The sequence below is a fragment of the Cohnella cellulosilytica genome, from assembly GCF_042431195.1.
GTDB classification, from domain to species: domain Bacteria; phylum Bacillota; class Bacilli; order Paenibacillales; family Paenibacillaceae; genus Cohnella; species Cohnella cellulosilytica.
In genome coordinates, this window is record NZ_JBHMDN010000012.1 from 250,868 (window position 1) to 274,713 (window position 23,846).

The following is a 23,846-nucleotide window of genomic DNA, read 5'->3' on the forward strand; positions in this document are numbered from 1 at the left end:
GTTAGACGATCGCGCTTGCGGCGCGGCGCTGCTCATAAGCCGTAATAGAGGCTTCATGCTGAAGCGTGAGGCCGATATCGTCCAAGCCCTGCAGCAGGAAGTTGCGGCGGTGAGCGTCGATCTCGAACGAAATGCTCAAGCCGTCTTCGTCGGTGATGACCTGTTTCTCCAAGTCGACGTTCAGCTTGTAGCCTTCTTTCGCTTCCGTGCGCTTGAACAGATCGTCGACCTGCTCCTCGCTCAGCTTGATCGGAAGAATGCCGTTCTTGAAGCAGTTGTTATAGAAAATGTCGGCGAACGACGGCGCGATAATGCAGCGGAAGCCGTAATCCATTATCGCCCACGGAGCGTGCTCACGGGACGATCCGCAGCCGAAGTTGGCGCGGGACAAAAGGACGGACGCCCCTTGGTAACGCGGCTTGTTCAGATTGAATTCGGGGATGACGTTCCCCTGTTCGTCCCATCTCCATTCGAAAAACAGAAATTGGCCGAACCCGCTTCTCTCGATTCTTTTCAGAAATTGCTTGGGAATAATGGCGTCGGTATCGACGTTCACCCGGTCGACCGGGGCAACGAGACCGTTTAATTGTACGAAAGCTTCCATGTTCGTGCTCCTCCTCGAAATGCTGCCGCTAGCCTGCAACGTCAGTTGCGCTCGGCAAACCTATTACGCCGTCACTTCGGCTTTGAAATCCCATGTGCGAACGTCGACGAAGCGGCCCTGAACGGCGGCTGCCGCCGCCATCTCCGGCGACACGAGGTGCGTGCGTCCGCCGCGGCCTTGACGGCCTTCGAAGTTCCGGTTGGACGTCGATGCGCAGCGTTGGCCGGGCTTCAGAACGTCCGGGTTCATCGCGAGGCACATGCTGCAGCCCGCTTCGCGCCATTCAAATCCGGCTTCGATGAAGATCTTGTCGAGTCCTTCCTTCTCGGCCTGAATTTTGACGCGTCCGGAGCCCGGAACGACGATCGCGGTCACGTTCGGGTTGACCTTGTAGCCGCGCGCCACGGAAGCCGCCGCTCTCAAGTCCTCGATGCGTCCGTTCGTGCAGGAACCGATGAACACGTAATCGATCTCGATCTCGGTCATTGGCGTTCCCGGCTTGAGGGCCATGTACTCGAGCGCGTTCGTCGCGGCTTTGCGCTCGTTCTCCGTCGGCAGATTTTCCGGCACCGGCACGGAATCGGTAATGCCTGTGCCCATGCCCGGGCTGGTGCCCCAGGTAACTTGAGGAATGAGCGTCTCGACGTCGAAGTCGAGAGTCAAGTCAAACTCGGCGCCTTCGTCCGTGCACAATGCCTTCCACTGCTCGACCGCTTTGTCGAACGCTTCGCCTTGCGGAGCGTACTCCCGGCCGCGCAAATAGTTAAACGTCGTCTCGTCCGGAGCGATCAGGCCGGCGCGCGCGCCCGCTTCGATGGACATGTTGCAGACGGTCATCCGCTCTTCCATCGACAGATCGCGAATCGCTTCGCCCGTATACTCCATCACGTAGCCCGTGCCGAAATCCGTGCCGTATTTGGCGATCAGACCGAGAATCATGTCCTTCGCGGTAATGCCCGGCTTGCGTTTGCCGATAAACCGGATGCACATCGTCTTCGCTTTCGCCTGCTGCAAGCATTGGGTCGCCAGAACGTGCTCGACCTCGCTTGTGCCGATGCCGAACGCCAGCGCGCCGAACGCGCCGTGCGTGGACGTGTGGCTGTCGCCGCAGACGATCGTTTTGCCCGGGTGGGTCAAGCCCAGCTCGGGCCCCATGACGTGAACGACGCCCTGGTCGATCGTATTCAAGTCGTACAGCTTGACGCCGAATTCCCGGCAGTTCTCCGTCAACGTGTCCACTTGCTGCTTGGAGATCGGATCGGAAATGTTGAAGCGGTCTTTCGTCGGAACGTTGTGATCCATCGTTGCGAACGTCAATTCCGGACGTCTTACTTGGCGGCCGGACAGACGCAAGCCTTCGAACGCTTGCGGTGACGTAACCTCGTGCACCAGGTGGAGATCGATATAGAGGATGCTAGGCTTCCCCGCTTCGGATACGATCTCGTGATTTTCCCAAATTTTCTCGAACATCGTTTTTTTGCTCATTAGTATTCACCCCAAAAGTTCTCTTTAGCTTGCTATCATTCTAACATTTCGTCTATCATTGTTCCAAGATATAATTTCTATAAGGTTAATTGTTCCAACCTATAAAGGAGGCTCGCTTCGTGGAATTCCGGCAGCTGCACTACGCTATTCAGATCGCTAACGAAAGAAACTTCTCGCGCGCCGCCGAGAAGCTCCATATCGCCCAGCCGTCGCTCAGCCAGCAGCTGTCCAAGCTGGAGAAGGAGCTCGGGGTGCTGCTGTTCAAGCGGAGCACGAACTCGGTCGAGCTGACGCACGCGGGCGACGTCTTCGTCAAGAAGGCGCAGCAGATCATCGACATGACCGACCAGCTGCGCCGCGAGATGGAGGATATCGCCGACATGCGCAAGGGCCGCCTCGTCGTCGGCAGCCTGCCGATGACCGGCGCCCACGTGCTGCCGCACGTGCTTCCCGCTTTCCGCGAGGCGTATCCGAATATCGAGATCGTGCTGATCGAGGAGACGACCCGACAGCTGGAGCAGCTGACCGCTAGCGGCGGCACCGACGTCAGCCTGCTGTCGCTGCCGCTGGTCGAGCCTTCTCTCGCCTACCTTCCCGTCATCGAGGAAGGCATCTGTCTCGCCGTGCCCCCGGATCACCCGCTGGCGCAGCCGCAGTACCGGGACAAGGAAATCTCCGTCGCGCTGCTGAAGGACGAGCCGTTCGTTCTTTTAAAGAAGGGGCAGGGGTTCCGCCTGATCGCGCACGACCTGTGCGCCGCTGCCGGCTTCGATCCGCGCGTCGTCTTCGAGAGCGCCAATATCGATACCGTCCAGGCGCTCGTCGCCGCGGGCATGGGCGTCGCCTTCCTGCCCAAAATGGTGACGCGCAGCGACTGGCAAGGCCCGGCCCCCGTCTACCTGAAGCTCGAAGGCAGCCCTACACGCACGCTCGTCATCGCCTATCGCAAAGGAAGATACCTGTCCAACGCCGCCGAAGCCTTCATCTCCACGTTCCGATCGACGATCGCCAAGATCGGCATGGGTAAATAGCGGGAATCGGACCGTTAATCCGGCGGTTCCGGCGAGGAATGGCCCGTTAGCGGTCCGGGAGGCTGCTATTCGACGACAACGCCGATGATCGGCCCATTAACGGTCCGGGAGACCGTTATTCCGGCGACAACGCCAATGATCGGCCCATTAACGGTCCGGGAGACCGCTATTCCGGCGATACCCCGATGATCGACCTGTTAACGGTCCGGAAGGCCGTTAATCCGGCGACATCGCCGTTGATCGGCCCGTTAACGGTCCGGGAGACCGTTATTCCGGCGACAGCGCCGATGATCGGCCCGTTAACGAGCCGGGAGGCCGCTATTCCGGCGATACCCCGATGATCGACCCGTTAACGGTCCGGGAGACCGCTATTCCGACGACAACGCCGTTGATCGGACCGTTAACGGTCCGGGAGGCCGCTATTCCGGCGATACCCCGATGATCGACCCGTTAACGGTCCGGGAGACCGCTATTCCGGCGATACCTCCGATGATCGGCCCATTAACGGTCCGGGAGGCCGCTATTCCGGCGACAACGCCGATGATCGACCCGTTAACGAGCCGGTGGAACGGTTTATCTGCCGCACGGGGTCCCACGAATATCGGCCGACTGCGCCGACACTCCGTTATTCGTACAAGTTCGGCCGGCGGTCGGCGAATACCGGAATGCGGCCGCGCACCTCATCGACAAGCGCGAGGTCGATGTCGGCGACGAGAATCGTCTCCCGCTCCTCCGCTTCGGCCAGCACTTCTCCCCACGGGTCGATAACCATCGAGTGGCCGAAGAAGCTGGAGCCTCCGCTCTCTCCGACCGTGTTGCAGGAGACGACGAACATCTGGTTCTCGATCGCCCTCGCCTGCAGCAGCGTTCTCCAATGGTGCAGCCTCGGATGCGGCCACTGCGCCGGCACGATCAGCAGCTTGGCGCCGCCGAGCGCCAGCTTGCGGGCCAGCTCCGGAAAGCGGATATCGTAGCAGATCATCGCCGCCGCCGGCACGCCCTCCAGCTCGAACGACCCGGCCGTCTCGCCCGCTTCCAGATGCAAATGCTCGTCCATGAGCCGGAACAGGTGAATTTTGCTGTATTCGGCTATCGCCGCCCCCGTCCGGTCGAACGCATAAAGCGTGTTCGTGACGCCGTCGGGACGAAGCTGCGCGATCGATCCGGCGAGCACGTTAACGCCGTGGCGGCGGCTGAACCCGGACACGAGCCGCTTCGCACGCGCGCCATCCGGGTCCGCGAGCCGGCGGATTTCCGTCAAGGCGTAGCCCGTGTTCCACATTTCGGGCAACACGATCAAATCCGGCTTCGGATCGAGCGCGGCCGCCTCCTCGAGCCCGGCTTCCATTTTCGCAAAATTGGCTTCCGTATTCCCCGCTTCTATGTTCATCTGCACCAACGCAATCCGCAATCGGGTCATCGTTATCCTCTCCTGTACGCGTCCGTTATGGAGACTGCCGGCCGACGAAGGCTCGCCACCCCAATCGCGGGGCAGCAACCCGGAGCCCGATCCCGGGCCGACAATCGTTATGTCCTCCATCGTACTGCATCCTCCGCGTTCCGGCAACTGCGCGCAGCGTTCCCGCTCGAGCCAACGGTTCCGTTTCCTCCTGGGGTCTCCTCAGCAAGATCGCGGCAATCTCTACAATTCCGCCCCCTTATCCCTGTTTTTTTCAAAAAATAGCCCGAATCCGTTGCCGAGCCGATAACGTTATGCTACATTCATCCTATTCCAATTTCGAAGCACGGAGCGTGACGATCGAGCATGAGTGTCAAGTTTACCCCCGCCAAGCGGATGCAGGCTTTGCCGGAACAATTTTTCGCGGCGCTGGTCGCCAAGGCGAACGCGCGCGCGGCCACCGGCAGCGACGTCATCAATCTCGGACAAGGCAATCCCGATTTGCCGACTCCCGGAAATATCGTGGAACGGTTGAAAACCGCGTCCGAAAACCCGCTGTACCACAAATACCCGCCTTTTCGCGGCTTTGCGTTCCTCAAGCAGGCCGTCGCCGAGCGCTACCGGGCGGATTACGGCGTCGAGCTGAATCCCGAGACGGAGGTCGCCGTTCTGTTCGGAGGCAAATCCGGCCTGATCGAGATCAGCCAAATTTATCTCGATCCCGGCGACGTCTGCCTCGTCCCCGATCCCGGCTATCCGGACTACTGGTCGGGCGTTGCGCTGGCCGGCGCGGAAATGAGCTTTATGCCGTTGAAGGAGGAAAATGACTTTCTGCCCGATTACGAGGCGATTCCGGCGGGCGCGGCGGAGCGGGCCAAGCTGATGTTCCTTAATTATCCGAACAATCCGACCGCGGCGACGGCCACGCCCGAATTTTATGAGCGGACGGTCGCTTTCGCCCGCAAGCATAACCTTATCGTCGCCAGCGATTTCGCGTACGGCGCGATCGGCTTCGACGGCAAGCGCCCGATCAGCTTCCTGGAGACGCCCGGCGCCAAGGAGGTCGGCGTCGAATTTTATACGCTGTCCAAGTCCTATAACATGGCCGGCTGGCGCGTCGGCTTTGCGGTCGGCAACGCGGACATCATCGAGCAGATCAACCTGATCCAGGACCACATGTACTGCAGCCTGTTCGGCGGCATTCAGGAAGCCGCGGCGGAAGCGCTGACGGGGCCGCAGCAATCCGTCCGCAATCTCGTGGCGACGTACGAAAGCCGCCGCAACGCCCTGTACGGCGCGCTGGACGAGATCGGCTGGCAAGCGAAGAAGCCGGCAGGCTCCTTCTTCTGCTGGCTGCCCGTCGCTCAAGGCCATACGTCGATGTCGTTCGCCAACCTGCTGCTGGAGCAGGCGGACGTTGTCGTCGCGCCGGGCTCCGGGTTCGGCCGGAGCGGCGAAGGCTACGTCCGGCTCGGCCTGCTGACCGGCGAGGAGAGGCTGCGCGAGGTCGCGGCCCGGGTCGGACGGCTCGGTCTGTTCTAATCCTGGTCGAGAGCGCGCAGCAGAATAACCGCGGCTTCCGCTCTCGTCGTCGCGGCCCACGGGCGGAATTGCCGCTTCTCGTCGCCGCTGACGATGCCTTCCCGCAAGACGGCGTTGACGGCCGGCTTCGCCCAGTCCGGAATGGCCGCGTCGTCCCGGAAACCGGCGTCCCCCGCCGGGCCCGGCGGCAAATGCAGCGCCCGCGCGATCATCGCCGCCATCTCCGCCCGCGTGACCGGCTCGTTCGGCCGCAGCGTGCCGTCGGGGTAACCCGCCAGCACTCCGCTGCCGGAAGCCGTCGCCAAAGCCGCTCTCGCCCATGGGGGAGCGGCTTTGTCATCGGCGAAGACCAGCCTCGACTCGGACGGCTTCGTCCAGCCGAGTCCGTTCGCCAGCATGACTGCGAATTCCGCCCGCGTGACCGGCTTGTCCGGCCGGAACGTACCGTCGGGATAACCTCCGACCAGTCCCTTCTCCGCCGCCTCCGCAATCGACTCCCCGGCCCAATGGCGCTCGACATCGGCAAACCTGCTCCTGACGTCGATGCGAGTCGATACGGCAAGAACGGCAAACTTCGTAAAATGATCGACCTGCGCCGAAAGCTCGCCCCCGGCAGCGATCGTCCCTCCGACCTCCACCCATTCCCGCTTCGCTTCGTCGAAGAAGAACACCGCCGGACGAACGTCGCCGGCCATTGCCTCCACGCGGTATTTCATTCGAATCGTTACCGGCTTCAAGAACGGTCCGTCGCCCGTCTTCTGCAGCTCGAACACGGAGCTGAGCAGCCCGGACGTCCGGGCCAGCGAAGGAAGCGCCGAAGTCGGCACGATTTCGCCGGTAACGGTCATGTCCTCGTTCGTCGCGCCCGCCGGAATTTCGACGGTTAAGCCGTCGAGCTGCAGCGTGCCCGCTTCTCCCGCGCGAAGAAACAAACAGCCTTCGTCCGAGCAGCCGCCTGGCTCCGGCCCGACAGGCCCGCTGCCGCCGCCCGAGCCTCCGCTCGATCCGGGCGCGCGAATATTGGCGATCGCGATCTCCGCGACCGCTTCGTTCCCCGCCGCGTCTCTGGCATATACCGTGTAGACTCCGTTCGCCGCGGCTTCGAACCCGTCGGCCGACAGCGCGTCGCCTCCGGCGCCGAAGAAGCTTGCCGGATGCGAGCCGGAAGCCCACTTCGTCTCCGCAATCCCGCTGGTTTCGTCGGTCACGACCGCCGTCACCGTGACGGGCCCCGTCGTTCGGACTCCGGCCGCCGGCGTCTGCGACAGAACGATCGCCGGCGGACGCGAATCGACCTGAATTCCGCTTGTATCCGGAGCCGCGAACGATAGCTCCGCCGCTTCTCCGGAAGCGGCAATGCCTGCGTCGGCAGGCAGTTCGATCGCCGGGAGCAGTTCGATGCCGTCGGAGTCGGCCAGATCGTCCTCGACCGTATACACAAACCGGAGCTTGTTCGCTTCCCCCGGCGGTTGCCCGGCGTAATCGGCGTATTTCGTCTCTCCGCCAATGTCCAACGCCAGCCGGGGAGAACCGTTCACGACAACCGCGCCCTCGTATTCCGCCGTGAACGTCAAAGCGTCCCCCGCGACGTAATATCCGTCCTCCGGCGCCGCGACGCCGACCAGTGCCGGAGCGGGCACCCGGACGATCAGCTCGTAGACGGCCCCGGCATGACCGTATGTATCCCGGACTTCGATCTTGACCTCGTTCGCGCCCGGATGCACCGTCTGCGGCACGGACAAACCGGCCGCGCCGTTAATGGCTGCCGACGCTCCGGGATCGGAAAGCGCGACGCCGACGTCGACGGTGCCGACGTAGCAATTCAATTCGACCGCATACCTGCCTTGATCCGATGCGAAGCCGACGCCCCAGTCCGCCGTGCCCCGCTCGGGCGTCACGACGACCGCCGTCGCCTTCGCCGCGTCGAGCCGTTCCTTCCACATCGGATACGTCGCTTCGTTCGTCATCGCCCATACGCCGGCGAAATCCCAACCGGCAAAGGTCGACCGCCGCTTCATCTCGGCGGTCGTTTTCCCTTCCCCGCCTCCAGAGGCCTCTCCGCCAAGCTCCGCATCCCAATAGGCGCTCGCTGCCGATCCCGTCGAATCCGCTCCGAACACCCCTCCGACTCCGGCGGCTCCGTCTACCGTGCCGGCGTAATAGACGTTGGCGACGGATCCGCCCGAACCGTTAAAGCCGATCAAACCGCCAACGCCCTCCGTTCCGGACACGGCGCCGAGAGCATAGACATTCTCGACCGTGCCACCGTTCGTTCCGAGCAGCGCCCCGACCCGCGAGCCGCCGGAGACGGAGACGTTCTCCAGTCCGAGCGAACGGATCGTCCCCGAGGATACGCCGAACAGTCCGGCGTCGTCCCTGCCCGCTCCGCTCACGGTCAGATTGCGAACGACATGGCGGCCGCCGTCGAACTCTCCCGCGAACGGTTCGGCGGCGCTGCCGATCGGCGTCCAATCGAGGCCGGACAAATCGAGGTCGTTCGTCAGTTCGTAGCGGTCGTCCGGCTCGTATGCTCCCGTCCCGATCGCGGCCAGCTGCAGGGCCTCGCCGATCCGGTGCGGGTACAGCGGCGAACCGTCCTCGCGCGCGACGTTCAGCTTGTACGCGACGACAAAAGGTTTTATCGACGTACCGGGCAAAACGACATCCGACACCGCGTCGACGAAAATCTCATTCGCTCCCGGATTCAGGCCGATCGTTTTCTCCGAGGTTTCGTCGCCGCCGATGCGGACCAACGACGCCCCGTCCCAAGCCTCCGCCGTCACCGTTATATCGGACGCATCGCCCGGCAATCTTGCGGCGTATTCGCGCCTGTCCCCGGAAAAGGCCGGCTCCAGCCCGACCGCCGCTCCGCCGGCCTCGAGCTCCAGGCTTCCCAGCAGCAGACGCTCGTAGGCCGCGCGAGGAATCGGATACGTGACGCCCTCGAAGATCGCCCAGCTGCTGTACGGCTCGTTGATATTCCATACGGAAAACGTTGCGGCGTTTTTCATTTGCGAGGTCTCATAGCCCGTCCCGATCGACGAAACGGCGGTCAGCGAGGAGTCGTAATAGTTCGCGAAAAATGACACTTCTCCATCATAGCTCCCGGCAATCGCCCCGTAATTCGAGCCGCCGGAAGAATGCACCGAGGCAGCGGAGTACGCTTCTCTCAAAACCGAGCCGGCATCGGGTATGCCCACCATATATCCGCTCAATCCGCCGACCTGGTCGCTTCCGTTCACGCTTCCCGTCACATAGACGTTCTCGATTCGCGTGCCCCGGGCGTAACCGACCAAACCGCCGACATATTGGACTCCTTGAACGTTCGCCCCGATCAGCCCGACGTTGCGGATCGTCGCCTCGGCAGTCATCCCGAACAGCCCGACATAATTGGCCGTCGGAGAGTCATTGACCAAGCTCGAGATCGTATATCCGTTCCCGTCGAACGTGCCGGAGAAAGGCAGGGCGTAAGTCCCGACCGGCTCCCACGGAAAACCCGCCAAGTCGATATCCGCCTCCAGCTGAAAATGAGCGGACGGATAGTCTCGCATGTCGTCCAGCTGCTCCCGCGTCTTAATCAGATAAGGGGAGCCCGGCAAACCGTTGCCGTCGGCAAATGCCGCGTAGGCGGGAGCCGCGCCTCCCCATGAAGAAACCCCGGCGCACAGAACGACAAACGCGAGCGCCAGGCGCATGAATGAACGAATCGACGGAAAAGCTCTGATCATAAAGTTCCTCCCGTTATTTTATCGCTGGAATCGTATTTTCTATTCCTTAAACATACCGCTCCGCAGCGCGGAATCCTATCCCTCATCCGAAAAATGCCTACCTCATTTCCCTCCCTCTTTCCGAAAGGAATCTACCTCGATTTCTCGTAAAATGCTATAATCCGGATAGAAATTACCGATTATCATCCGGCCCGGGAGGAGCTCTATTCTATGGGAAATCCCAAATTGGAAATACCGCGTCCGGCCCGGTCCGCCGTCCTCGGCGGCCGCTGCCTCAAGCTGTTGAAAAACGAAGCGGGCAGACCGCTTACGACCGTTGTCGCGCCGATCGGATACGGCAAGACGACGCTGCTCGGCATGCGCGCTGCCTCGCCGGCCGGCCGGGGGACGGTCGGATGGCTGACGCTGGATACGGACGACAACGACGTCCGGCGTCTGCTCGGGCTCCTGATCGAGATGCTCCCGCCGGCAAACGAGGAAGCGCGCCTGGAGCTCCTCCTTTCCCTGCAATCCGAGTCGAAGCTCGATCCGATGCCAGCGCCCTCCGAAACTTTGGAAAAATTGCTGCGCGCTCTTAACGAACTGGAGGAGGTCTGCCTCTTCTTCGACCGTTACGAGGCGATCGTCAACGAGGACGCGCATCGTCTGTTCGAGACGCTGATCTCCCGTTCGGGAAGACGCGTCCGTTATTTCTTCGCCAGTCGGGAGCGGCTGCCGTTCGCGGCAAATCTGCGGCATCTTCATCCGCTGACCGTTACGCACGAGCATCTGCGGCTGACCCCGGAGGAGACGGGCGAGTACGTGCGGAGGTCGCTGGCGCGCCGGCTCGAAGACGAGGAGCTTGAGCGGCTGGACCGCCTTGCGGAAGGATGGCCGCTCGCACTGGACGCATTCGTCTCTTCGTCCGCAGAAGGAACTCTCCTTTTTCCGCGCAGAAGCTCGGACAAGGGCCTGGACGAGCTCCCGTTTCGGCTCAACGACGTATTCCTGGACAACGTGCTGAACCGGCAGCCGGAACGGCTGCGGCGTTTCCTGCTTCGCACGTCCGTTCCCGACAGCTTCGACGCGGAGCTGTGCCGGCTGTTGACGGAAGACGAAGCGTCGTCCGAGCTGCTGCAGCAGGGCATCGACCGCGGCCTGTTTCTCTTCCGGGATACACGGGGCCGCTGCCGTTATCATCCTTTGTTCCGGAGCTGGCTGCATGCCCGTTTTCGCGAGAGCGAGAAGGAGAAGTACGCTCAGGTCCGGGAACGGGCGATCCGTTGGCTGGAACGAAACGGAAATATTTTCGAGGCGATCCGCCTCGCCCTGCTCATTCCCGACTACGACCGGGCGGAAGCGCTGCTGCTTGCCGATATCGGAACGACCTTTTCCGCGCCGAAGCCGGACGTCCTCGACATCCTGCAGCGCTTCCCCGACGCGGAGACGACCGGGCGTCCTTCCGTGGCGATGCTGTATGCCTGGTTTCTGGCCGCCGAGCATCGCATCTCCGCAGCCGAACGGGCTTTGGACGGAGCCGAAGCCCGCATGGAGGAAGGTCCCTTCGTTTTCCCTCCTACCGGTGAGGATTTGCGCGGCTATTTTGCCTCCATTCGTTCCCGCATCGCTTATCTCAGGCGCGATTCCGAGCGGGGCATGGCGCTTATGAAACGAACCGAGGAGCTGCTGGGCGGTCCCGGGCTCCTGTACAGTCAATACAATACGATCGATCCCTGCGGAAGCTCGCTGCTCAACAGCGATGCCGGCCATTGGGGGGCGATCGACCAGACGGTCGCGATGTGCGAATACGCCGAGCCGCTCTGGAACGGGGAAAATCAGGGATACGGCATCATCCAGATTTTGCTGGGGGAATGCCGCTACGAGCGCAACGAGCTCGATTCGGCCGAGAGCGGCCTGCAGAAAGGGCGGAGAATCGGGCTGGACCTGATGGACACGGGGCTGATTCTGCCCGCGTCCTTGACGCTCGTCTCGCTGAGATGGGCTCGCGGAGAACGGCAGGCCGCGCGCGTCATGCTTCAGGAGACGACGGCAATGATTGCCGGGCGGATCGGCGCGGCGGGCCGCGAAACGCTTGCGGCCTGCGACGCCCGGCTCCTGATCAGAGAAAACCGCGCGGAGGACGTCAACGCCTGGCTTCGCGAACGAAGCGGGGAACCGCGCGGGCCGGGCGGCTTCGGTCATCTGTACAGAGAGCTCACCAAGCTGCGCGCGTTCGTCTTCCTCGGACATTTTCGCCAAGGCGTCGACTTCGGAGAGAGGCTGCTCCATCTGTGCGAATCGTGGTATCTGCGCGCCCATGCGGCCGAAGCCGCCCTGCTTCTGTCCGTTCTCTACGAGCGATCGGGAGATGCGGCGACCGCCTTCCGCAGGCTGGAGACGGCGCTCGATATCGGTCGAGGCGAAGGCTACGTGCGGCTTTTTCTCGACGAATGGGAGCTGGCGGAAACGCTTGTCCGGATGTATGTGAAACGCCGCTCCTCCAAGGAGCCTTACTCTTCTCCTCCGCGCGCCGCCTATTGCAAGCTGCTGGCGCAAGCGGCCGACGAGCGGCGATTCGCATCCGATTCGCTGCGCAGCGCCCGCAGGCAGCTGACCGCCAAAGAATACGAGGTGCTGCAGACGCTGATCGAGGGACGCTCGAACCCGGCCATCGCCGACGCGCTGAACATCCGGCTCGAAACGGTAAAGACGCATTGCCGAAGCATCTATAAGAAGCTCGGAGTAAATGGACGCAAGGAAGCTGCCGCGAAGTTCCGACCGTAACGCCGGCGCGCGGCGGCCAAGCCGTCTTCCGCCGTCGGCGCGCCCGGGCAGCCGGCCCGCCAAGCCGCCTCCCCGGCCGTCCGTTCCTTTACAACCCTTGCGGCGCATGGTATTCTTAGAATATTCGAGCGCCGGGGCGACCGGCGGATCATAGCAACGCAACGACGGGAAACGAAGCGGAATCGGGCGCGTTCAGAGAGCAGGCTCCTTGGCTGGGAGAGCTTGCCCCGCCCCCGCCTCCCCCATCCCCGAGCGGACGGCGACGAGCCGGACAGCGCCCGCTGTTATCGGGAGCATAAGAGGACGGCGGCCTCTGTATTCCGGCGCCGTCAACGAAGGTGGTACCGCGGAAGATAAGCTTTCGTCCTTTACAGGGCGGGAGTTTTTTTTTATGGCTGGATAAGGGGTTGAACGTATGGGCAAACGGATCGTAGTGAAAATAGGTAGCAGCTCCCTCACCTCCGAGCAGGGCGGGCTGAATCGGGCTCAGGTGAAGTTTTTCGCGGACGAGTTGGCGTCCCTGCACGGCGAAGGCCATCAGGTGCTGCTCGTCACCTCCGGGGCGATCGCCGCGGGGTTTCGCCGGCTCGGCTATACAGAGCGGCCGAAGCTTGTGCACGAGAAGCAGGCGGCCGCTTCGGTCGGGCAGGCGCTGCTGATGCAGGCTTATCAGGAGGCGCTCGGCGCAAGCGGCATCGCGGCCGCGCAAATTCTGCTCACCCGTCCGGATTTCAGCGATCGGGGCCGGGCGCGGAACGCCACAAGAACGATCGAAGAACTGCTCAAGCAGCGGGCGATTCCGATCATTAACGAGAACGACACCGTCGCCGTGGACGAAATCCGGTTCGGGGAGAACGACTCCCTCTCCGCGCTGGTCGCCAATCTGGTCAAGGCCGACGGGCTGTACATTCTGACCGACATGGACGGACTGTACACGGGGGATCCCCGCAAAACGCCGGAGGCGGCGCGCATCGAACGCGTCGAGGCGCTCACGGAAGAACTGTACCGGATGGCGGGAGGCGCGGGGTCCTCGGTCGGCACCGGCGGGATGCGCTCCAAGCTCGACGCGGCGCGCATCGCCATGAGGGGCGGCGTTCCCCTGTTCGTCGGACGGGTGTCGGAGCGCGGAGATTTGCGGGCGGCCGCGGACGGCGGCGGCAAAGGCACTTATTTTGTCCCCTCCCTCCACGCTCTGTCCGCGAAGAAGCATTGGGTCGGCTTTTTGTCCGACCCGCAAGGCCGCATCGTCGTCGACGTCGGCGCGGAGGACGCGCTGTTGAACCGGGGAAGCAGTCTGCTGCCCGCCGGAATTACGGCGGCGGAGGGCGACTTCCACCCCGGCGAAGTCGTCGAAGTCGCGGGTCCGGGCGGCCGCGTGCTCGGCCGGGGCATTACCAATTATGCCGCCTGGCAGATTACCGCCGTCGCCGGCTTGTCGTCCGAAGAGGCGCGCAAACGCGTCGACGTCGCCCGCATCGAAGTCATTCACCGCGACGAATGGGTCGCATCCACGATTGTTAAGGAGGCTCAAGCACATGAGTGAAGTCGTAAAGAAAGCCAAGGCGGCGCGGGAAACGACCGCCGCGCTGAACATGCTGACCACCGGGCAGAAGAACGAAGCCCTGACGTTGATCGCCGACGCCCTGCTGGCCGCCGAGGAGCGGCTGCTGGCCGCCAATGAAGAGGATATCGTCCGCGGCCGGGAACAGGGCACGTCGGAATCGCTGCTCGACCGGCTGAAGCTGACTCCGGAGCGGCTGCAAGGCATCGCCCAGGGCGTCCGCGAGGTCGTCGAGCTGCCCGATCCGGTCGGCGAGACGCTGCAGCAATTCGAGCGGCCGAACGGCCTGCGCATCGAGCAGCGCCGCGTGCCGCTCGGCGTCATCGGCATGATCTACGAGGCGCGGCCGAACGTCACCGTGGACGCCGCGTCGCTGTGCCTGAAGACCGGCAACGCCGTCGTCCTGCGCGGCGGTTCGGCGGCGCTCTCCTCCAACCGCGCCATCGTCGCGGTTATGCGCGAGGCGCTGTCGCGCTCGGCCCTGCCCGAAGACGCGCTGCAGCTCATTGAAGACTCGGACCGCAAATCGGTCGACGAAATGCTGAAGCTGAACGGGCTGCTGGACGTGATTATTCCCCGCGGCGGCGCGTCGCTGATTCGCAACGTCGTGCAGAACGCCACGGTGCCCGTCATCGAGACCGGGGCGGGCATCTGTCACACGTACGCGGACGAGAGCGCCGATTACGGCATGCTCGAGGCGATTGCGCTGAACGCGAAGGTGCAGCGTCCGTCGGTATGCAACTCCATGGAGACGCTGCTGCTGCACGAGTCGTTCGCGGCCGGGCATCTGGCGGCGCTGGCCGACAAGTTCACGCAGGCCGGCGTCGCGCTGAAGGGCTGCGAGGCTTCGCGCCGCACCGTTCCGACGCTGGCGCCGGCAACGGACGAAGATTTCGCCACCGAATACAACGACTACATTTTGAACGTGAAAGTTGTAAAAGATGTAGACGAAGCGCTGGCCCATATTCGCCGATTCGGCACGCAGCATTCGGAGTGCATCGTAACGGAAAATGCGGCGAACGCCGAACGCTTCCTGCAGGAGGTCGACGCCGCCGCCGTCTATCACAACGCCTCTACCCGCTTCACCGACGGCTTCGAATTCGGCTTCGGCGCGGAGATCGGCATCAGCACGCAGAAGCTGCATGCGCGCGGACCGATGGGCTTGCCCGCGTTAACCTCCACAAAATACCGCATCGCCGGATCGGGCCAAATCAGAGCTTAAGAGGAGCGGCAGAAAATGACAAATCCAACCCACTCCCCCTTGCGGGGAGTTCGACTTTGCTTCTATGGCGCCGGCTCGATGGCGGAGGCGATTTTGCGCGGTCTGGTCGAGCCCAAGCTCGCCGAGCCGGGCAGCATCTCCGTCCTGAACCGTCAGAACGCCGACCGGCTTCGGGAGCTCTCCTCCCGTTACGGCGTCGTCCCGGCCGACACGGACGACAAGAAAAACGCGGCGCTGACGGCGGCCGACGTTATTGTGCTCGGCATGAAGCCGAAGGACGCCGCCGCCGCGATCAAGGCGCTTAAACCGCTGCTTCGCCCGGAGCAGTTGATCGTATCGCTCGTCGCCGGGCTGTCCATCTCCACCGTCCACCAGCTGCTCGGACGCGAGCAGCCGGTCGTCCGCACGATGCCCAATACGTCGAGCACGATCGGACTCGGCGCGACGGGCATCAGCTTCTCCTCCTCCGTAACCGCGGAAAACCGCGAGCTGGCGCTGGCGATGTTCGGCTCGGTCGGCATGACCGCCGTCGTCGAGGAGCCGCTGATCGAAGCGGTGAACGGCGTGTCCGGCAGCGGCCCCGCTTACGTCTATTACTTGATGGAAGCGATGATCGACGCCGGCGTGAAGCTTGGCTTGACGCCGGAAGCGGCCAAGACGCTCACCGTCCAGACGGTTCGGGGAGCGGCGGAGATGGTGCTGGCTACCGGGGAAAGCCCCGAGGAGCTGCGCCGCAAGGTTACGTCTCCGAACGGAACGACCGAGGCGGCGATTCGCACGCTGGAACGGTTCGACTTCCGCGAGGGCATGAACCAGGCGATCGTCCGCTGCGCTGAAAGAGCCCGCGAGATGGGCGAAGCGATCCGCGACGAAGCCGCAAAATCTTGATTGTACGGAAAGAAGGCTGATCCCGAAATGAATTTATCTCCATCCTACAGCTTGGCCACCTACCGGCTGCACGACGACAAGGCCGACTTCGCGAAGAAGGCGCAGGGCATCGCCGTCGGTCTGACCGTCGGCAGCTGGACCGAGCTGCCCGAGGCGGCCAAGGAACAGATGCAGAAGCATCTCGGACAAGTCGTGTCCATAGAAGCGCACGAGCCGGAGAACGCGCAGCCGGGCGAGCGCTACGCCGATATTACCATCGCTTATCCGGACGTCAACTTCAGCCGCGATATTCCCGCGTTCCTGGTGACCGCGTTCGGCAAGCTGTCGATGGACGGCCGCATCAAGCTGATCGACATTGCGCCGTCGGCCGATTTCCTGAGCGCGTTCCCGGGACCGAAATTCGGCGTTCAAGGCGTGCGCGACTTGCTTGGCGTCCATGATCGTCCGCTCGTCATGAGCATATTTAAATCCGTCATCGGCCACGATCTGGCGAATCTTCGCGAGCAGTTTCTCCAGCAGGCGCTCGGCGGCGTCGACTTGATCAAGGACGACGAAATTTTGTTCGAGAACCCGCTGACTCCGCTCGAGCGCCGCGTGGAGGCATGCATATCCGCCGCCCGCGAGGCGGAGCAGGCAACCGGGCAGAAGCTGATCTACTTCGCCAACTTGACCGGCTCGACGTTCGAGCTGAAAGCGAACGCCAAGCGGGCGATTGCGGCGGGAGCCAGCGGCCTGCTGTTCAACGTGCTCGCCTACGGCTTCGATGCGCTGGCCGAGCTGGCCAAGGACCTGGACATTAACGTTCCGATCGCCGCTCACCCGGCGATGGCAGGCGCTTTCTATCCGTCGCCTCACTACGGCATCTCCGCGCCCGTGCTGCTCGGCAAGCTGATGCGGATCGCCGGCGCGGACCTGTCGCTCTTCCCTTCCCCTTACGGCTCCGTCGTTATGCCGAAGGCGGAAAATCTCGCGGTCATGGAGGCGCTGCTGGCACCCAGTCTGCCGCAGAAGACGTCGTTCCCGGTTCCGTCCGCGGGCATCCATCCGGGGCTCGTGCCGCTCATTATGGGCGACTTCGGGCCGGAGGTCGTCGTGAACGCGGGCGGCGGCGTGCACGGCCATCCCGGGGGCGCGGCCGCCGGAGGACGCGCGTTCCGTCAGGCGGTCGACGCGGTGAGGACGGGAGTCCCGCTGGAGCGATTCGCCGAGAACCATGAGGAATTGCGCCTCGCCATCGAACGATGGGGGGTACGCACATCTTGAGCGGCACAACAGCCAGATTTCCGCGCCAACCGGTGCTGTTCTGCGACTTCGACGGCACGATCACGATGAACGACAACATTGTCGCCGTCATGAAGCATTTTCACCCGCCGGGCTGGGATGCGATCGTCCAGGACATCATCGCCGACGCCAAGTCGGTCAAACAAGGCGTCGGCGAGATGTTCGCTCTCCTCCCTTCTTCCATGAAAGACGAGGTGCGGGACTACATCCTGACGAGCGCGGGCATCCGCCCGGGCTTCGCCGAGCTGCTCGCGTGGTGCAAGGCCCATGACGTGCCGTTCTACGTCACGAGCGGCGGCATCGACTTTTTCGTCCATCCGCTGCTGGCGCCGTTCGGCATTCCGGCCGATCATATTTACTGCAACGGCAGCGACTTCAGCGGAGAACGCATTCGGATTACGTGGCCGCACGACTGCGACGAGTTTTGCGACAACCGCGGCCGCTGCGGCATGTGCAAAACCGCCGTCATCCGCCGTTTCCCGGAGGACCGCTACTACCGCATTCTGATCGGGGACAGCGTTACCGATTTTCCGGGAGCGAAGATCGTCGATCTCGTCTTCTCCCGCTCCCATCTGACGGACAAGTGCCGGGAGCTGGATCTTCCGCATCTGCCGTTCGAGACGTTCCACGACGTCATCCATCATCTGGAGCAAGGAGGCTTGCGCTCATGAGCTTCGCGGACATTACGACCGAAGAGAAGCGGCGCGTGCTGGGCGAATTTACCGAGGTCAAGGCGGATTTCGCCTCGCGCGGCTGGTTCGCCGGCACGGGCGGCAACCTGTCGATGCGGATCGGCCCCTACTCGCCCGAACGCTTTTATTTCGCCGTTACGGCCAGCGGCAAGGACAAGACGCGTTCGACGCCGGAGGACTTCCTGTTCGTCGACCAGGACGGCAAGCCGTGCGAGGCGACGACGCTCAAGCCTTCCGCCGAAACGTCGCTGCACCGCGAGATCTATCGGCTTACGGGCGCGGGCGCCATTTTCCACATCCACAGCGTATTCAACAACCTCGTCTCCGAATGGTTCTGGGAACGCCGCGCCGTGCCGATTCAGGGCGTCGAGCTGATCAAGGCGTTCAACATTTGGGAGGAGGACGCGCGCATCGACGTGCCGATCCTGACCAACTACGCCGACGTGCCTCGCATCGTCCCGGAAATAACCGAACGGCTCGATCCGCGCGTGCCCGGTCTGCTTATCCGCAAGCATGGCGTATGCGCCTGGGGCAAGGACGCCTTCGAGGCGAAAAAACATCTGGAGGCGTTCGAGTTTCTGTTCGAGTACGTCTATCGCTGGGAGCTTCTTGCCGGACGCAAAGGGTGACTCGACTTCGGCTTCGCCACAAGCGCCAAAAAAATCCGCTTCATCGTCTGCTTGCCGCAGGCGATGAAGCGGATTTTGGTTTATACAGGCTGCGCCGCCCCGGCTTACCGGGCGCGGAACTTCTGCGCATGGTCGCGCGCCTCCTCGACGTTCGTCACCCGATTGCGGCTCCATTCGAGGAGAATCCGGTCGATATAGCGGAAGCTCAGCTTGCCCGCGAATACCGATTCCTTCAGCGCGAAGCGAACCAGTTCCTCCGGATATTGGTCCTGATCGAGCCAGCCGTTCATCGTCTCGAATTCCATCGGCGTCAGCGGGCGTCCGAACTCCTGCTCGAACAGCGTGAACAGGCTGCCTGCCACCGGAGCCATCGCAGGCCGGGAAGCTTGCCTGTCGGCGGCTGCCGCCGTCTCGTCCCCCCGGATCGGCAGCTCCCCTGCCGACAGCAAAGCGCCGATCTCGTGGAAAAGTCCGGACAAATTGTATCTCTCCGACTGGATGCCCGTTGACGGGTCGAACACTTCGTCGATCGAGACAAAGCCCATTTTCATCAGCTTCTGCAGCGTCTGCCCGACGAGAGCGGGCGAACAGCCCAACCGCTCCTGCAGCTGTTCGATCGTCGGAAAGTCGTTCAACTCGAGCTGACGGTAAGCGATCAGATGCATCAGCAGCATCGCTTCCGTATCATTGAGTTTAAGCGCTCTGTAAGTGCGAAGCAGGGCGTAAGGGACGCTGACGGCCCCGTCCATATAAGCCTCCGCCATTCCTTTGGCCAAAGAGCTGCGATCGTTCATCCCTTGTTTATACCTCCCTTATCGAACGCGATTAAGCGGGGATTGCGAATAAAGCCGGCACAACGTTACGCGGGATGCCGATCGACTCCCCGATGCCGCCGGTCCGCATATCCTCAATCGGCCGTCTGGCGGCCGGGCAAGTTTTGAACGAGCCGGAACGTATCGCGCGCGATCAGCAGCTCTTCGTTGGTCGGTACGACCAGCACGCTGACCGCGGAATCGTCGGTCGTAATTTTGCGCGGCTCGGAGGATCGGATCGCGTTGCGCTTCTCGTCGAGCCATACGCCGAAGAACGTCAAGCGCTCGCAGACCGCCTTGCGCAGCACGTCCGAATTTTCCCCGACGCCCGCCGTGAAAATGATCGCATCGGCTCCGTCCATCGCCGCGATATACGCGCCGATGTACTTGCGAATCCGGTAAGCGTACATATCGAAAGCAAGCTTCGCGTTTTCGTTGCCGTCGTTCATCGCTTCGACGATCTCGCGCATGTCGCTGCTGATGCCCGAAATCGCAATCAAGCCGCTGTGCTTGTTCAGCATCGAGTTGACTTCGTTTAGCGTCAGTTCTTCCTTGTTGAGCGTATACGGCACGACCGCCGGATCGAGATCGCCGCTCCGTGTCCCCATCATCAGCCCTTCGAGCGGCGTCATGCCCATGCTCGTATCGTAGGATTTGCCGTGCATAATCGCCGTACAGCTCGCCCCGTTGCCGATATGGCAAGTAATCAGCTTAAGCTGCTCGAGCGGCTTGCCCAGGTAATCCGCCGCACGCTGGCTGACATAATCGTGCGACGTGCCGTGGAAGCCGTAGCGGCGAATTTTGTGCTTGCGGTACAGCACGGTCGGAATCGCGTACAAATACGAGCTCGGCGGCATCGTCTGGTGGAAGGCGGTATCGAATACGACCGCCTGCGGCACCTCCGGCAAATTGTCCTCGACCGCCGTAATGCCCATCATATGCGCCGGATTGTGCAGCGGGGCCAGGTCGAACAGCCGGCGGATTTCCAGCTTGACCTTGTAGTCGACCAGCACCGATTCGCTGAACGATTCGCCTCCGTGCACGACCCGGTGACCGACCGCCTGAATGTCCGAGATGTTTCGCAGCACGCCGAACTTGCGGTGCGTCAACATATCCAGCACCTTCTTGATCGCGGTCGTATGATCGAGAATCTCGCTAACCTCCCGCACCTCCGGCTGATGCGCGACCTCGTGGGTCAGAATCGAGGAATCCATGCCGATCCGCTCGACCCGTCCCGTAGCCAGAGCGGTTTCCGTCTTCATGTCGTACAGCTGGTATTTGAGCGAGGAACTCCCCGCGTTAATGACGAGAATGTTCATGGCAGCCGTTCACCGTCCTTGTCGTACTTGAAAAATCCGATTCCCGTCTTGATGCCGAGCTGACCCGCGCGCACTTTTTTCTTCAGCAGGAACGACGGCCGGTATTTCAGCTCCCCGTATTCCCGGAACATGCGCTCGAGAGCGGCCAATACGGAATCGAGCCCGAAGCGGTCCGCCATCTCCAGCGGCCCATGCTCGAAGCTGTACCCCATGCTCATCGCGTCGTCGATATCCTCCGGGGAAGCGACGCCTTCCGCGAGCAGATGAAGCGCCTCGTTAATCAGCAAGCAGATCAGCCTTGTCGTCACGTAGCCGGGCGACTCGTACACCATGACGCCTTTTTTGGTCAGTGCGTCCTCGACGAAGGATTTCGTCTTCGCGAACGTCTCGTCGGACGTCTGCAGGCCGCGAATAATTTCCACGACGTCGATCCGGAAGGCCGGATAGACGAAGTGCATGCCGATGACCCGTCCCGGATATTTGCTTGCGCCGGCCAGCTCGGTCAAGCTGAGCGTGGACGTATTGCTGGCGACGATCGCTTCCGGCGTCAGAATGGCGTCCAACTGCCGCATCACTTCTTTTTTGCTCTCCAGCTCTTCGCTGATCGTCTCGATGACGAGGTCGCACTTGGCCAAGTCGTGCAGCGAAGCTTCCATATGTATTCGGCTGAGCGTCAGCTTCTTCTCCGCTGTCGTAATCGCCCACCTCTCCAGCTGACGATCCAGGCTGAGCTCCAGCATGTCCCTCGCCTGCTGCAGCTTGTCCTGCGTTTTCTCCACCAAATGGACGTCCAAGCCTTTCACGGCAAGCATTTCCGCAATGCTCTGCCCCATCGTTCCCGCTCCGATTACGCCTACGACTCTAAACATATGTCTGTTCCCTCCAGCCCGAAAGTGCAGCGAAATATGTTCCGCCTATACATAAGAATAAGATGAGCGCACCCGTTCCGCACTGAAAAATCTCACATTGCGGAACATTTTATCGGGTACTCTCATCTTATCATATCACCTTTATCGTGACGAATCCGCGAACCATTCCGTGAACCATTTTTTCCAGTTCTCCACGTACTTCTCCTGAATCGCCCACTGTACCATTACGATCGATTCGTTCCGGTCGAGATCGATGGTAACCGGGTTTCTTTCCGATTCCGGCAGCCGATACGGCACGAGCTGGATTTGATCGTTCGAGACGATCAGGGCGACGTCTCCGTCCTGCGAGGTGAACGCGTCGACCGCATCGGGCTCGAGGCGCTTCACTTCCTCCCAGTCCAGCGCCAGAGGCTTGTCTTTGACCACGTTCGTGCTCTCCAGCGGGACATCGATCGTCGGCCATTGTCGAACCTGCTCGACGTCGAAAGTTCCGTTGGCCCGGATTGCCTGCTTCGCCATCCAGGCGTTGTTCTCGCGGACGACGGCCCAGCGATCGACCGTCCCGGCCGGAAGGTCGACGCCCAACGCCTCGTTCAGCGACACGTTCTCCGCAGCCAGAGCGTTAAGATTGGCGGCGCGGTTTGTCGACGCCAGCGTCGGGAGCAGATTGACGAGCACTTCGCTGCGTCCGACCGAATTTCCTTTCTCGTCCACATTCGTGGTCTGTAAGGTCACCACGTAATGATCGCCCGCGTAGAGCAGCTTCTCCGTTCTTCTTAGACGCGAATCGCCCTGCTTCTGGAGATCCGCCTTCTTCTTGACGCCCTTCAGATAGGCGAACAGTTCCTGATCGCCTTTGCCCAACGTATCGTCCTCGGCTGCAATCTGCCAGAAATCTTGCTCGTAAGGCATCCAGATCCCTTCGCCGCTGCCGACCGTCTGCAGCCGATCGCCCTCGGAAGCGACGACAACCGTTCGATAGCTGCTTCGCGCGCTGCTCTCATCCTTGCGCAAGCCAATCACGACCGCGGAATGCGGAACCCGGTTCGCCTCGTCGTCTTCGTCCGCAACGGCGCCGCTTTCCGAAGCCCGGGAAGTCGGAATGGCCAATTCCTCGGTTTTCCCCATCGTAGCCCAGCCGTCCCACGCCCACAGAGCGACGACGACGACCGCAATCAAGAGGAACGAAGCGCCAATCGCGCTTATCCGGAGAAAAGACGGCCGCTTCGCCCCCCGTCTCGGATTGGCCAAATTATCGTTGATTTTCCTTCTCAGATTCTCATCGAACCCGTCTCGGGAAAACGGACCGCTTCTTAGCTGCTCGAATAAATCTTTGTCATTCATCGCGGCTCGCCTCCTTCATCTTGGATAGTTTCTGACGGGCGTGGAACATTCGCGATTTCACGGTTCCTTCCGTCACGTCCAATATTTGAGCGATCTCCTTCAAGGACATCTGATGATGTGCGTATAGAATGATAACCTCCCTATATTTCTTCGGCAGCTTAAGCACCATTGCCCACATCTCGTTCACAGCCGATTTTTCCACCACGTCCTGCTCCACCGAATGGCGCTGCCCGTAATCCTCCACGAAATCCGACAGCGTCACCTTGCGGAAAAAAGCGGAACGCTGAAAATCGATCGCGGTATTGCGTGTAATCGTCAGCAGCCACGTTTTCACCGAGGCGTCCCGGCGAAAGGCGTGCATATTGCGAAAAACCTTGATGAACACTTCCTGGGTGATGTCGTCGGCGAGATCCCACTTGCGGGTAATGCTGTAGGCGTAATTCCAGACTTCCTTCCCGTAGGCGGTCATCAGCTCGTTCAGCAAGCCCTTGTTGTCGTCGCTCTCTACCATATATTTAAGGAAATCGAAATTCCGTTGGGACTCCAATCTTGCCACCTCTAATCCGTTAGACGATTCATAAGCACACTTGGTTCAATGCTATCATATTTTTTAATCGATTTCCTTCCCCTTGGCGTCGTTTCGACCTAAAATTACGTTAAAAAACGCGAAAAGGCCG

General features: G+C 61.8%; 19 protein-coding genes. 10 read left to right on the forward strand and 9 right to left on the reverse strand.

Features of this window, described 5'->3' with window-relative positions; all coding sequences use genetic code 11:
* Position 1: 1 nt before the first annotated feature.
* Together leuD and leuC are read right to left on the reverse strand one after the other, a co-directional pair.
* Positions 2-604 (reverse strand): 3-isopropylmalate dehydratase small subunit, encoded by a 603-nt coding sequence (gene leuD, locus ACFFT4_RS09510; protein ID WP_378047076.1) that lies wholly within the window; start codon positions 602-604, stop codon positions 2-4.
* Between the two features lie 63 nt (positions 605-667).
* A complete protein-coding gene (gene leuC, locus ACFFT4_RS09515) occupies positions 668-2,089 on the reverse strand; it encodes a 3-isopropylmalate dehydratase large subunit (RefSeq protein WP_378047078.1) in 1,422 nt (473 codons plus the stop codon).
* Positions 2,090-2,208: 119 nt separating this feature from the next.
* Here leuC and ACFFT4_RS09520 point away from each other — a divergent pair, with 119 nt between their 5' ends.
* Positions 2,209-3,120: a LysR family transcriptional regulator gene (locus tag ACFFT4_RS09520; protein WP_378047080.1), complete on the forward strand. Its 912-nt coding sequence runs from the start codon at positions 2,209-2,211 to the stop codon at positions 3,118-3,120.
* 185 nt (positions 3,121-3,305) lie between these two features.
* Positions 3,306-3,461 carry a hypothetical protein gene (locus ACFFT4_RS09525; RefSeq protein ID WP_378047082.1) on the forward strand — a complete coding sequence of 52 codons (156 nt, stop codon included), beginning with the start codon at positions 3,306-3,308 and terminating at the stop codon, positions 3,459-3,461.
* A 284-nt stretch (positions 3,462-3,745) separates the two neighbouring features.
* On the opposite strand, the gene ACFFT4_RS09530 is transcribed toward ACFFT4_RS09525, so the two are convergent.
* Positions 3,746-4,540, reverse strand: a complete 795-nt coding sequence (locus tag ACFFT4_RS09530; RefSeq protein ID WP_378047188.1) for a carbon-nitrogen family hydrolase — start codon at positions 4,538-4,540, stop codon at positions 3,746-3,748.
* Positions 4,541-4,885: 345 nt separating this feature from the next.
* Between ACFFT4_RS09530 and ACFFT4_RS09535 the strand changes: the two genes are divergently transcribed.
* Positions 4,886-6,061 carry a pyridoxal phosphate-dependent aminotransferase gene (locus ACFFT4_RS09535; RefSeq protein ID WP_378047084.1) on the forward strand — a complete coding sequence of 392 codons (1,176 nt, stop codon included), beginning with the start codon at positions 4,886-4,888 and terminating at the stop codon, positions 6,059-6,061.
* Here the strand turns inward: ACFFT4_RS09535 and ACFFT4_RS09540 are convergent.
* Positions 6,058-9,789 carry an S-layer homology domain-containing protein gene (locus ACFFT4_RS09540; protein WP_378047085.1) on the reverse strand — a complete coding sequence of 1,244 codons (3,732 nt, stop codon included), beginning with the start codon at positions 9,787-9,789 and terminating at the stop codon, positions 6,058-6,060. The two genes, ACFFT4_RS09535 and ACFFT4_RS09540, sit on opposite strands and share 4 nt — an antisense overlap.
* Before the next feature lie 210 nt (positions 9,790-9,999).
* Here ACFFT4_RS09540 and ACFFT4_RS09545 point away from each other — a divergent pair, with 210 nt between their 5' ends.
* The 7 genes from ACFFT4_RS09545 to mtnB all read left to right on the forward strand — a co-directional run bounded on the left by ACFFT4_RS09545 (position 10,000) and on the right by mtnB (position 18,825).
* Positions 10,000-12,552: a winged helix-turn-helix domain-containing protein gene (locus ACFFT4_RS09545; protein ID WP_378047087.1), complete on the forward strand. Its 2,553-nt coding sequence runs from the start codon at positions 10,000-10,002 to the stop codon at positions 12,550-12,552.
* A 415-nt stretch (positions 12,553-12,967) separates the two neighbouring features.
* Entirely contained in the window at positions 12,968-14,095 is a 1,128-nt protein-coding gene (proB, locus tag ACFFT4_RS09550) for a glutamate 5-kinase (RefSeq protein ID WP_378047089.1), read from the forward strand.
* Positions 14,088-15,335, forward strand: a complete 1,248-nt coding sequence (locus tag ACFFT4_RS09555) for a glutamate-5-semialdehyde dehydrogenase (RefSeq protein ID WP_378047091.1) — start codon at positions 14,088-14,090, stop codon at positions 15,333-15,335. Before proB ends, ACFFT4_RS09555 begins: the two co-directional genes overlap by 8 nt.
* Positions 15,336-15,350: 15 nt before the next feature.
* Positions 15,351-16,223, forward strand: coding sequence for a pyrroline-5-carboxylate reductase (gene proC, locus ACFFT4_RS09560; RefSeq protein ID WP_378047093.1), 873 nt, complete (start codon positions 15,351-15,353; stop codon positions 16,221-16,223).
* Between the two features lie 27 nt (positions 16,224-16,250).
* Positions 16,251-17,486 (forward strand): 2,3-diketo-5-methylthiopentyl-1-phosphate enolase, encoded by a 1,236-nt coding sequence (locus ACFFT4_RS09565; protein WP_378047094.1) that lies wholly within the window; start codon positions 16,251-16,253, stop codon positions 17,484-17,486.
* A complete protein-coding gene (locus tag ACFFT4_RS09570; protein WP_378047095.1) occupies positions 17,483-18,175 on the forward strand; it encodes a 2-hydroxy-3-keto-5-methylthiopentenyl-1-phosphate phosphatase in 693 nt (230 codons plus the stop codon). The genes ACFFT4_RS09565 and ACFFT4_RS09570 overlap by 4 nt, the downstream gene beginning before the upstream one ends.
* The gene (gene mtnB, locus ACFFT4_RS09575) at positions 18,172-18,825 is read left to right on the forward strand and encodes a methylthioribulose 1-phosphate dehydratase (protein WP_378047097.1); all 654 of its coding nucleotides are present in this window, start codon (positions 18,172-18,174) and stop codon (positions 18,823-18,825) included. The genes ACFFT4_RS09570 and mtnB overlap by 4 nt, the downstream gene beginning before the upstream one ends.
* Before the next feature lie 104 nt (positions 18,826-18,929).
* Here mtnB and ACFFT4_RS09580 read toward each other — a convergent pair whose 3' ends face one another.
* The 5 genes from ACFFT4_RS09580 to ACFFT4_RS09600 form a co-directional block, all read right to left on the reverse strand.
* Complete coding sequence (locus tag ACFFT4_RS09580) at positions 18,930-19,619, reverse strand: DnaD domain protein (protein ID WP_378047099.1); 690 nt, start codon at positions 19,617-19,619, stop codon at positions 18,930-18,932.
* Between the two features lie 113 nt (positions 19,620-19,732).
* A complete protein-coding gene (locus tag ACFFT4_RS09585; RefSeq protein ID WP_378047100.1) occupies positions 19,733-20,956 on the reverse strand; it encodes an acetate kinase in 1,224 nt (407 codons plus the stop codon).
* Positions 20,953-21,825, reverse strand: a complete 873-nt coding sequence (locus tag ACFFT4_RS09590) for a 3-hydroxyacyl-CoA dehydrogenase family protein (protein ID WP_378047102.1) — start codon at positions 21,823-21,825, stop codon at positions 20,953-20,955. Before ACFFT4_RS09590 ends, ACFFT4_RS09585 begins: the two co-directional genes overlap by 4 nt.
* Before the next feature lie 141 nt (positions 21,826-21,966).
* Positions 21,967-23,169, reverse strand: coding sequence for a hypothetical protein (locus tag ACFFT4_RS09595; RefSeq protein ID WP_378047104.1), 1,203 nt, complete (start codon positions 23,167-23,169; stop codon positions 21,967-21,969).
* On the reverse strand, positions 23,162-23,725 hold the full coding sequence (locus ACFFT4_RS09600) for an RNA polymerase sigma factor (RefSeq protein ID WP_378047105.1): 564 nt from the start codon (positions 23,723-23,725) through the stop codon (positions 23,162-23,164). The genes ACFFT4_RS09595 and ACFFT4_RS09600 overlap by 8 nt, the downstream gene beginning before the upstream one ends.
* Between the last annotated feature and the right edge of the window lie 121 nt (positions 23,726-23,846).

Excerpts from the sequence above, each read along its gene's own strand:
- leuD (WP_378047076.1), bottom strand. The coding sequence starts at position 604 with ATGGAAGCTTTCGTACAATTAAACGGTCTCGTTGCCCCGGTCGACCGG.
- leuC (WP_378047078.1), bottom strand. The coding sequence starts at position 2,089 with ATGAGCAAAAAAACGATGTTCGAGAAAATTTGGGAAAATCACGAGATC.
- ACFFT4_RS09525 (WP_378047082.1), top strand. The coding sequence starts at position 3,306 with ATGATCGACCTGTTAACGGTCCGGAAGGCCGTTAATCCGGCGACATCG.
- ACFFT4_RS09530 (WP_378047188.1), bottom strand. The coding sequence starts at position 4,540 with ATGACCCGATTGCGGATTGCGTTGGTGCAGATGAACATAGAAGCGGGG.
- ACFFT4_RS09535 (WP_378047084.1), top strand. The coding sequence starts at position 4,886 with ATGAGTGTCAAGTTTACCCCCGCCAAGCGGATGCAGGCTTTGCCGGAA.
- ACFFT4_RS09540 (WP_378047085.1), bottom strand. The coding sequence starts at position 9,789 with ATGATCAGAGCTTTTCCGTCGATTCGTTCATTCATGCGCCTGGCGCTC.
- ACFFT4_RS09545 (WP_378047087.1), top strand. The coding sequence starts at position 10,000 with ATGGGAAATCCCAAATTGGAAATACCGCGTCCGGCCCGGTCCGCCGTC.
- proB (WP_378047089.1), top strand. The coding sequence starts at position 12,968 with ATGGGCAAACGGATCGTAGTGAAAATAGGTAGCAGCTCCCTCACCTCC.
- ACFFT4_RS09555 (WP_378047091.1), top strand. The coding sequence starts at position 14,088 with ATGAGTGAAGTCGTAAAGAAAGCCAAGGCGGCGCGGGAAACGACCGCC.
- proC (WP_378047093.1), top strand. The coding sequence starts at position 15,351 with ATGACAAATCCAACCCACTCCCCCTTGCGGGGAGTTCGACTTTGCTTC.
- ACFFT4_RS09565 (WP_378047094.1), top strand. The coding sequence starts at position 16,251 with ATGAATTTATCTCCATCCTACAGCTTGGCCACCTACCGGCTGCACGAC.
- mtnB (WP_378047097.1), top strand. The coding sequence starts at position 18,172 with ATGAGCTTCGCGGACATTACGACCGAAGAGAAGCGGCGCGTGCTGGGC.
- ACFFT4_RS09580 (WP_378047099.1), bottom strand. The coding sequence starts at position 19,619 with ATGAACGATCGCAGCTCTTTGGCCAAAGGAATGGCGGAGGCTTATATG.
- ACFFT4_RS09585 (WP_378047100.1), bottom strand. The coding sequence starts at position 20,956 with ATGAACATTCTCGTCATTAACGCGGGGAGTTCCTCGCTCAAATACCAG.
- ACFFT4_RS09590 (WP_378047102.1), bottom strand. The coding sequence starts at position 21,825 with ATGTTTAGAGTCGTAGGCGTAATCGGAGCGGGAACGATGGGGCAGAGC.
- ACFFT4_RS09595 (WP_378047104.1), bottom strand. The coding sequence starts at position 23,169 with ATGAATGACAAAGATTTATTCGAGCAGCTAAGAAGCGGTCCGTTTTCC.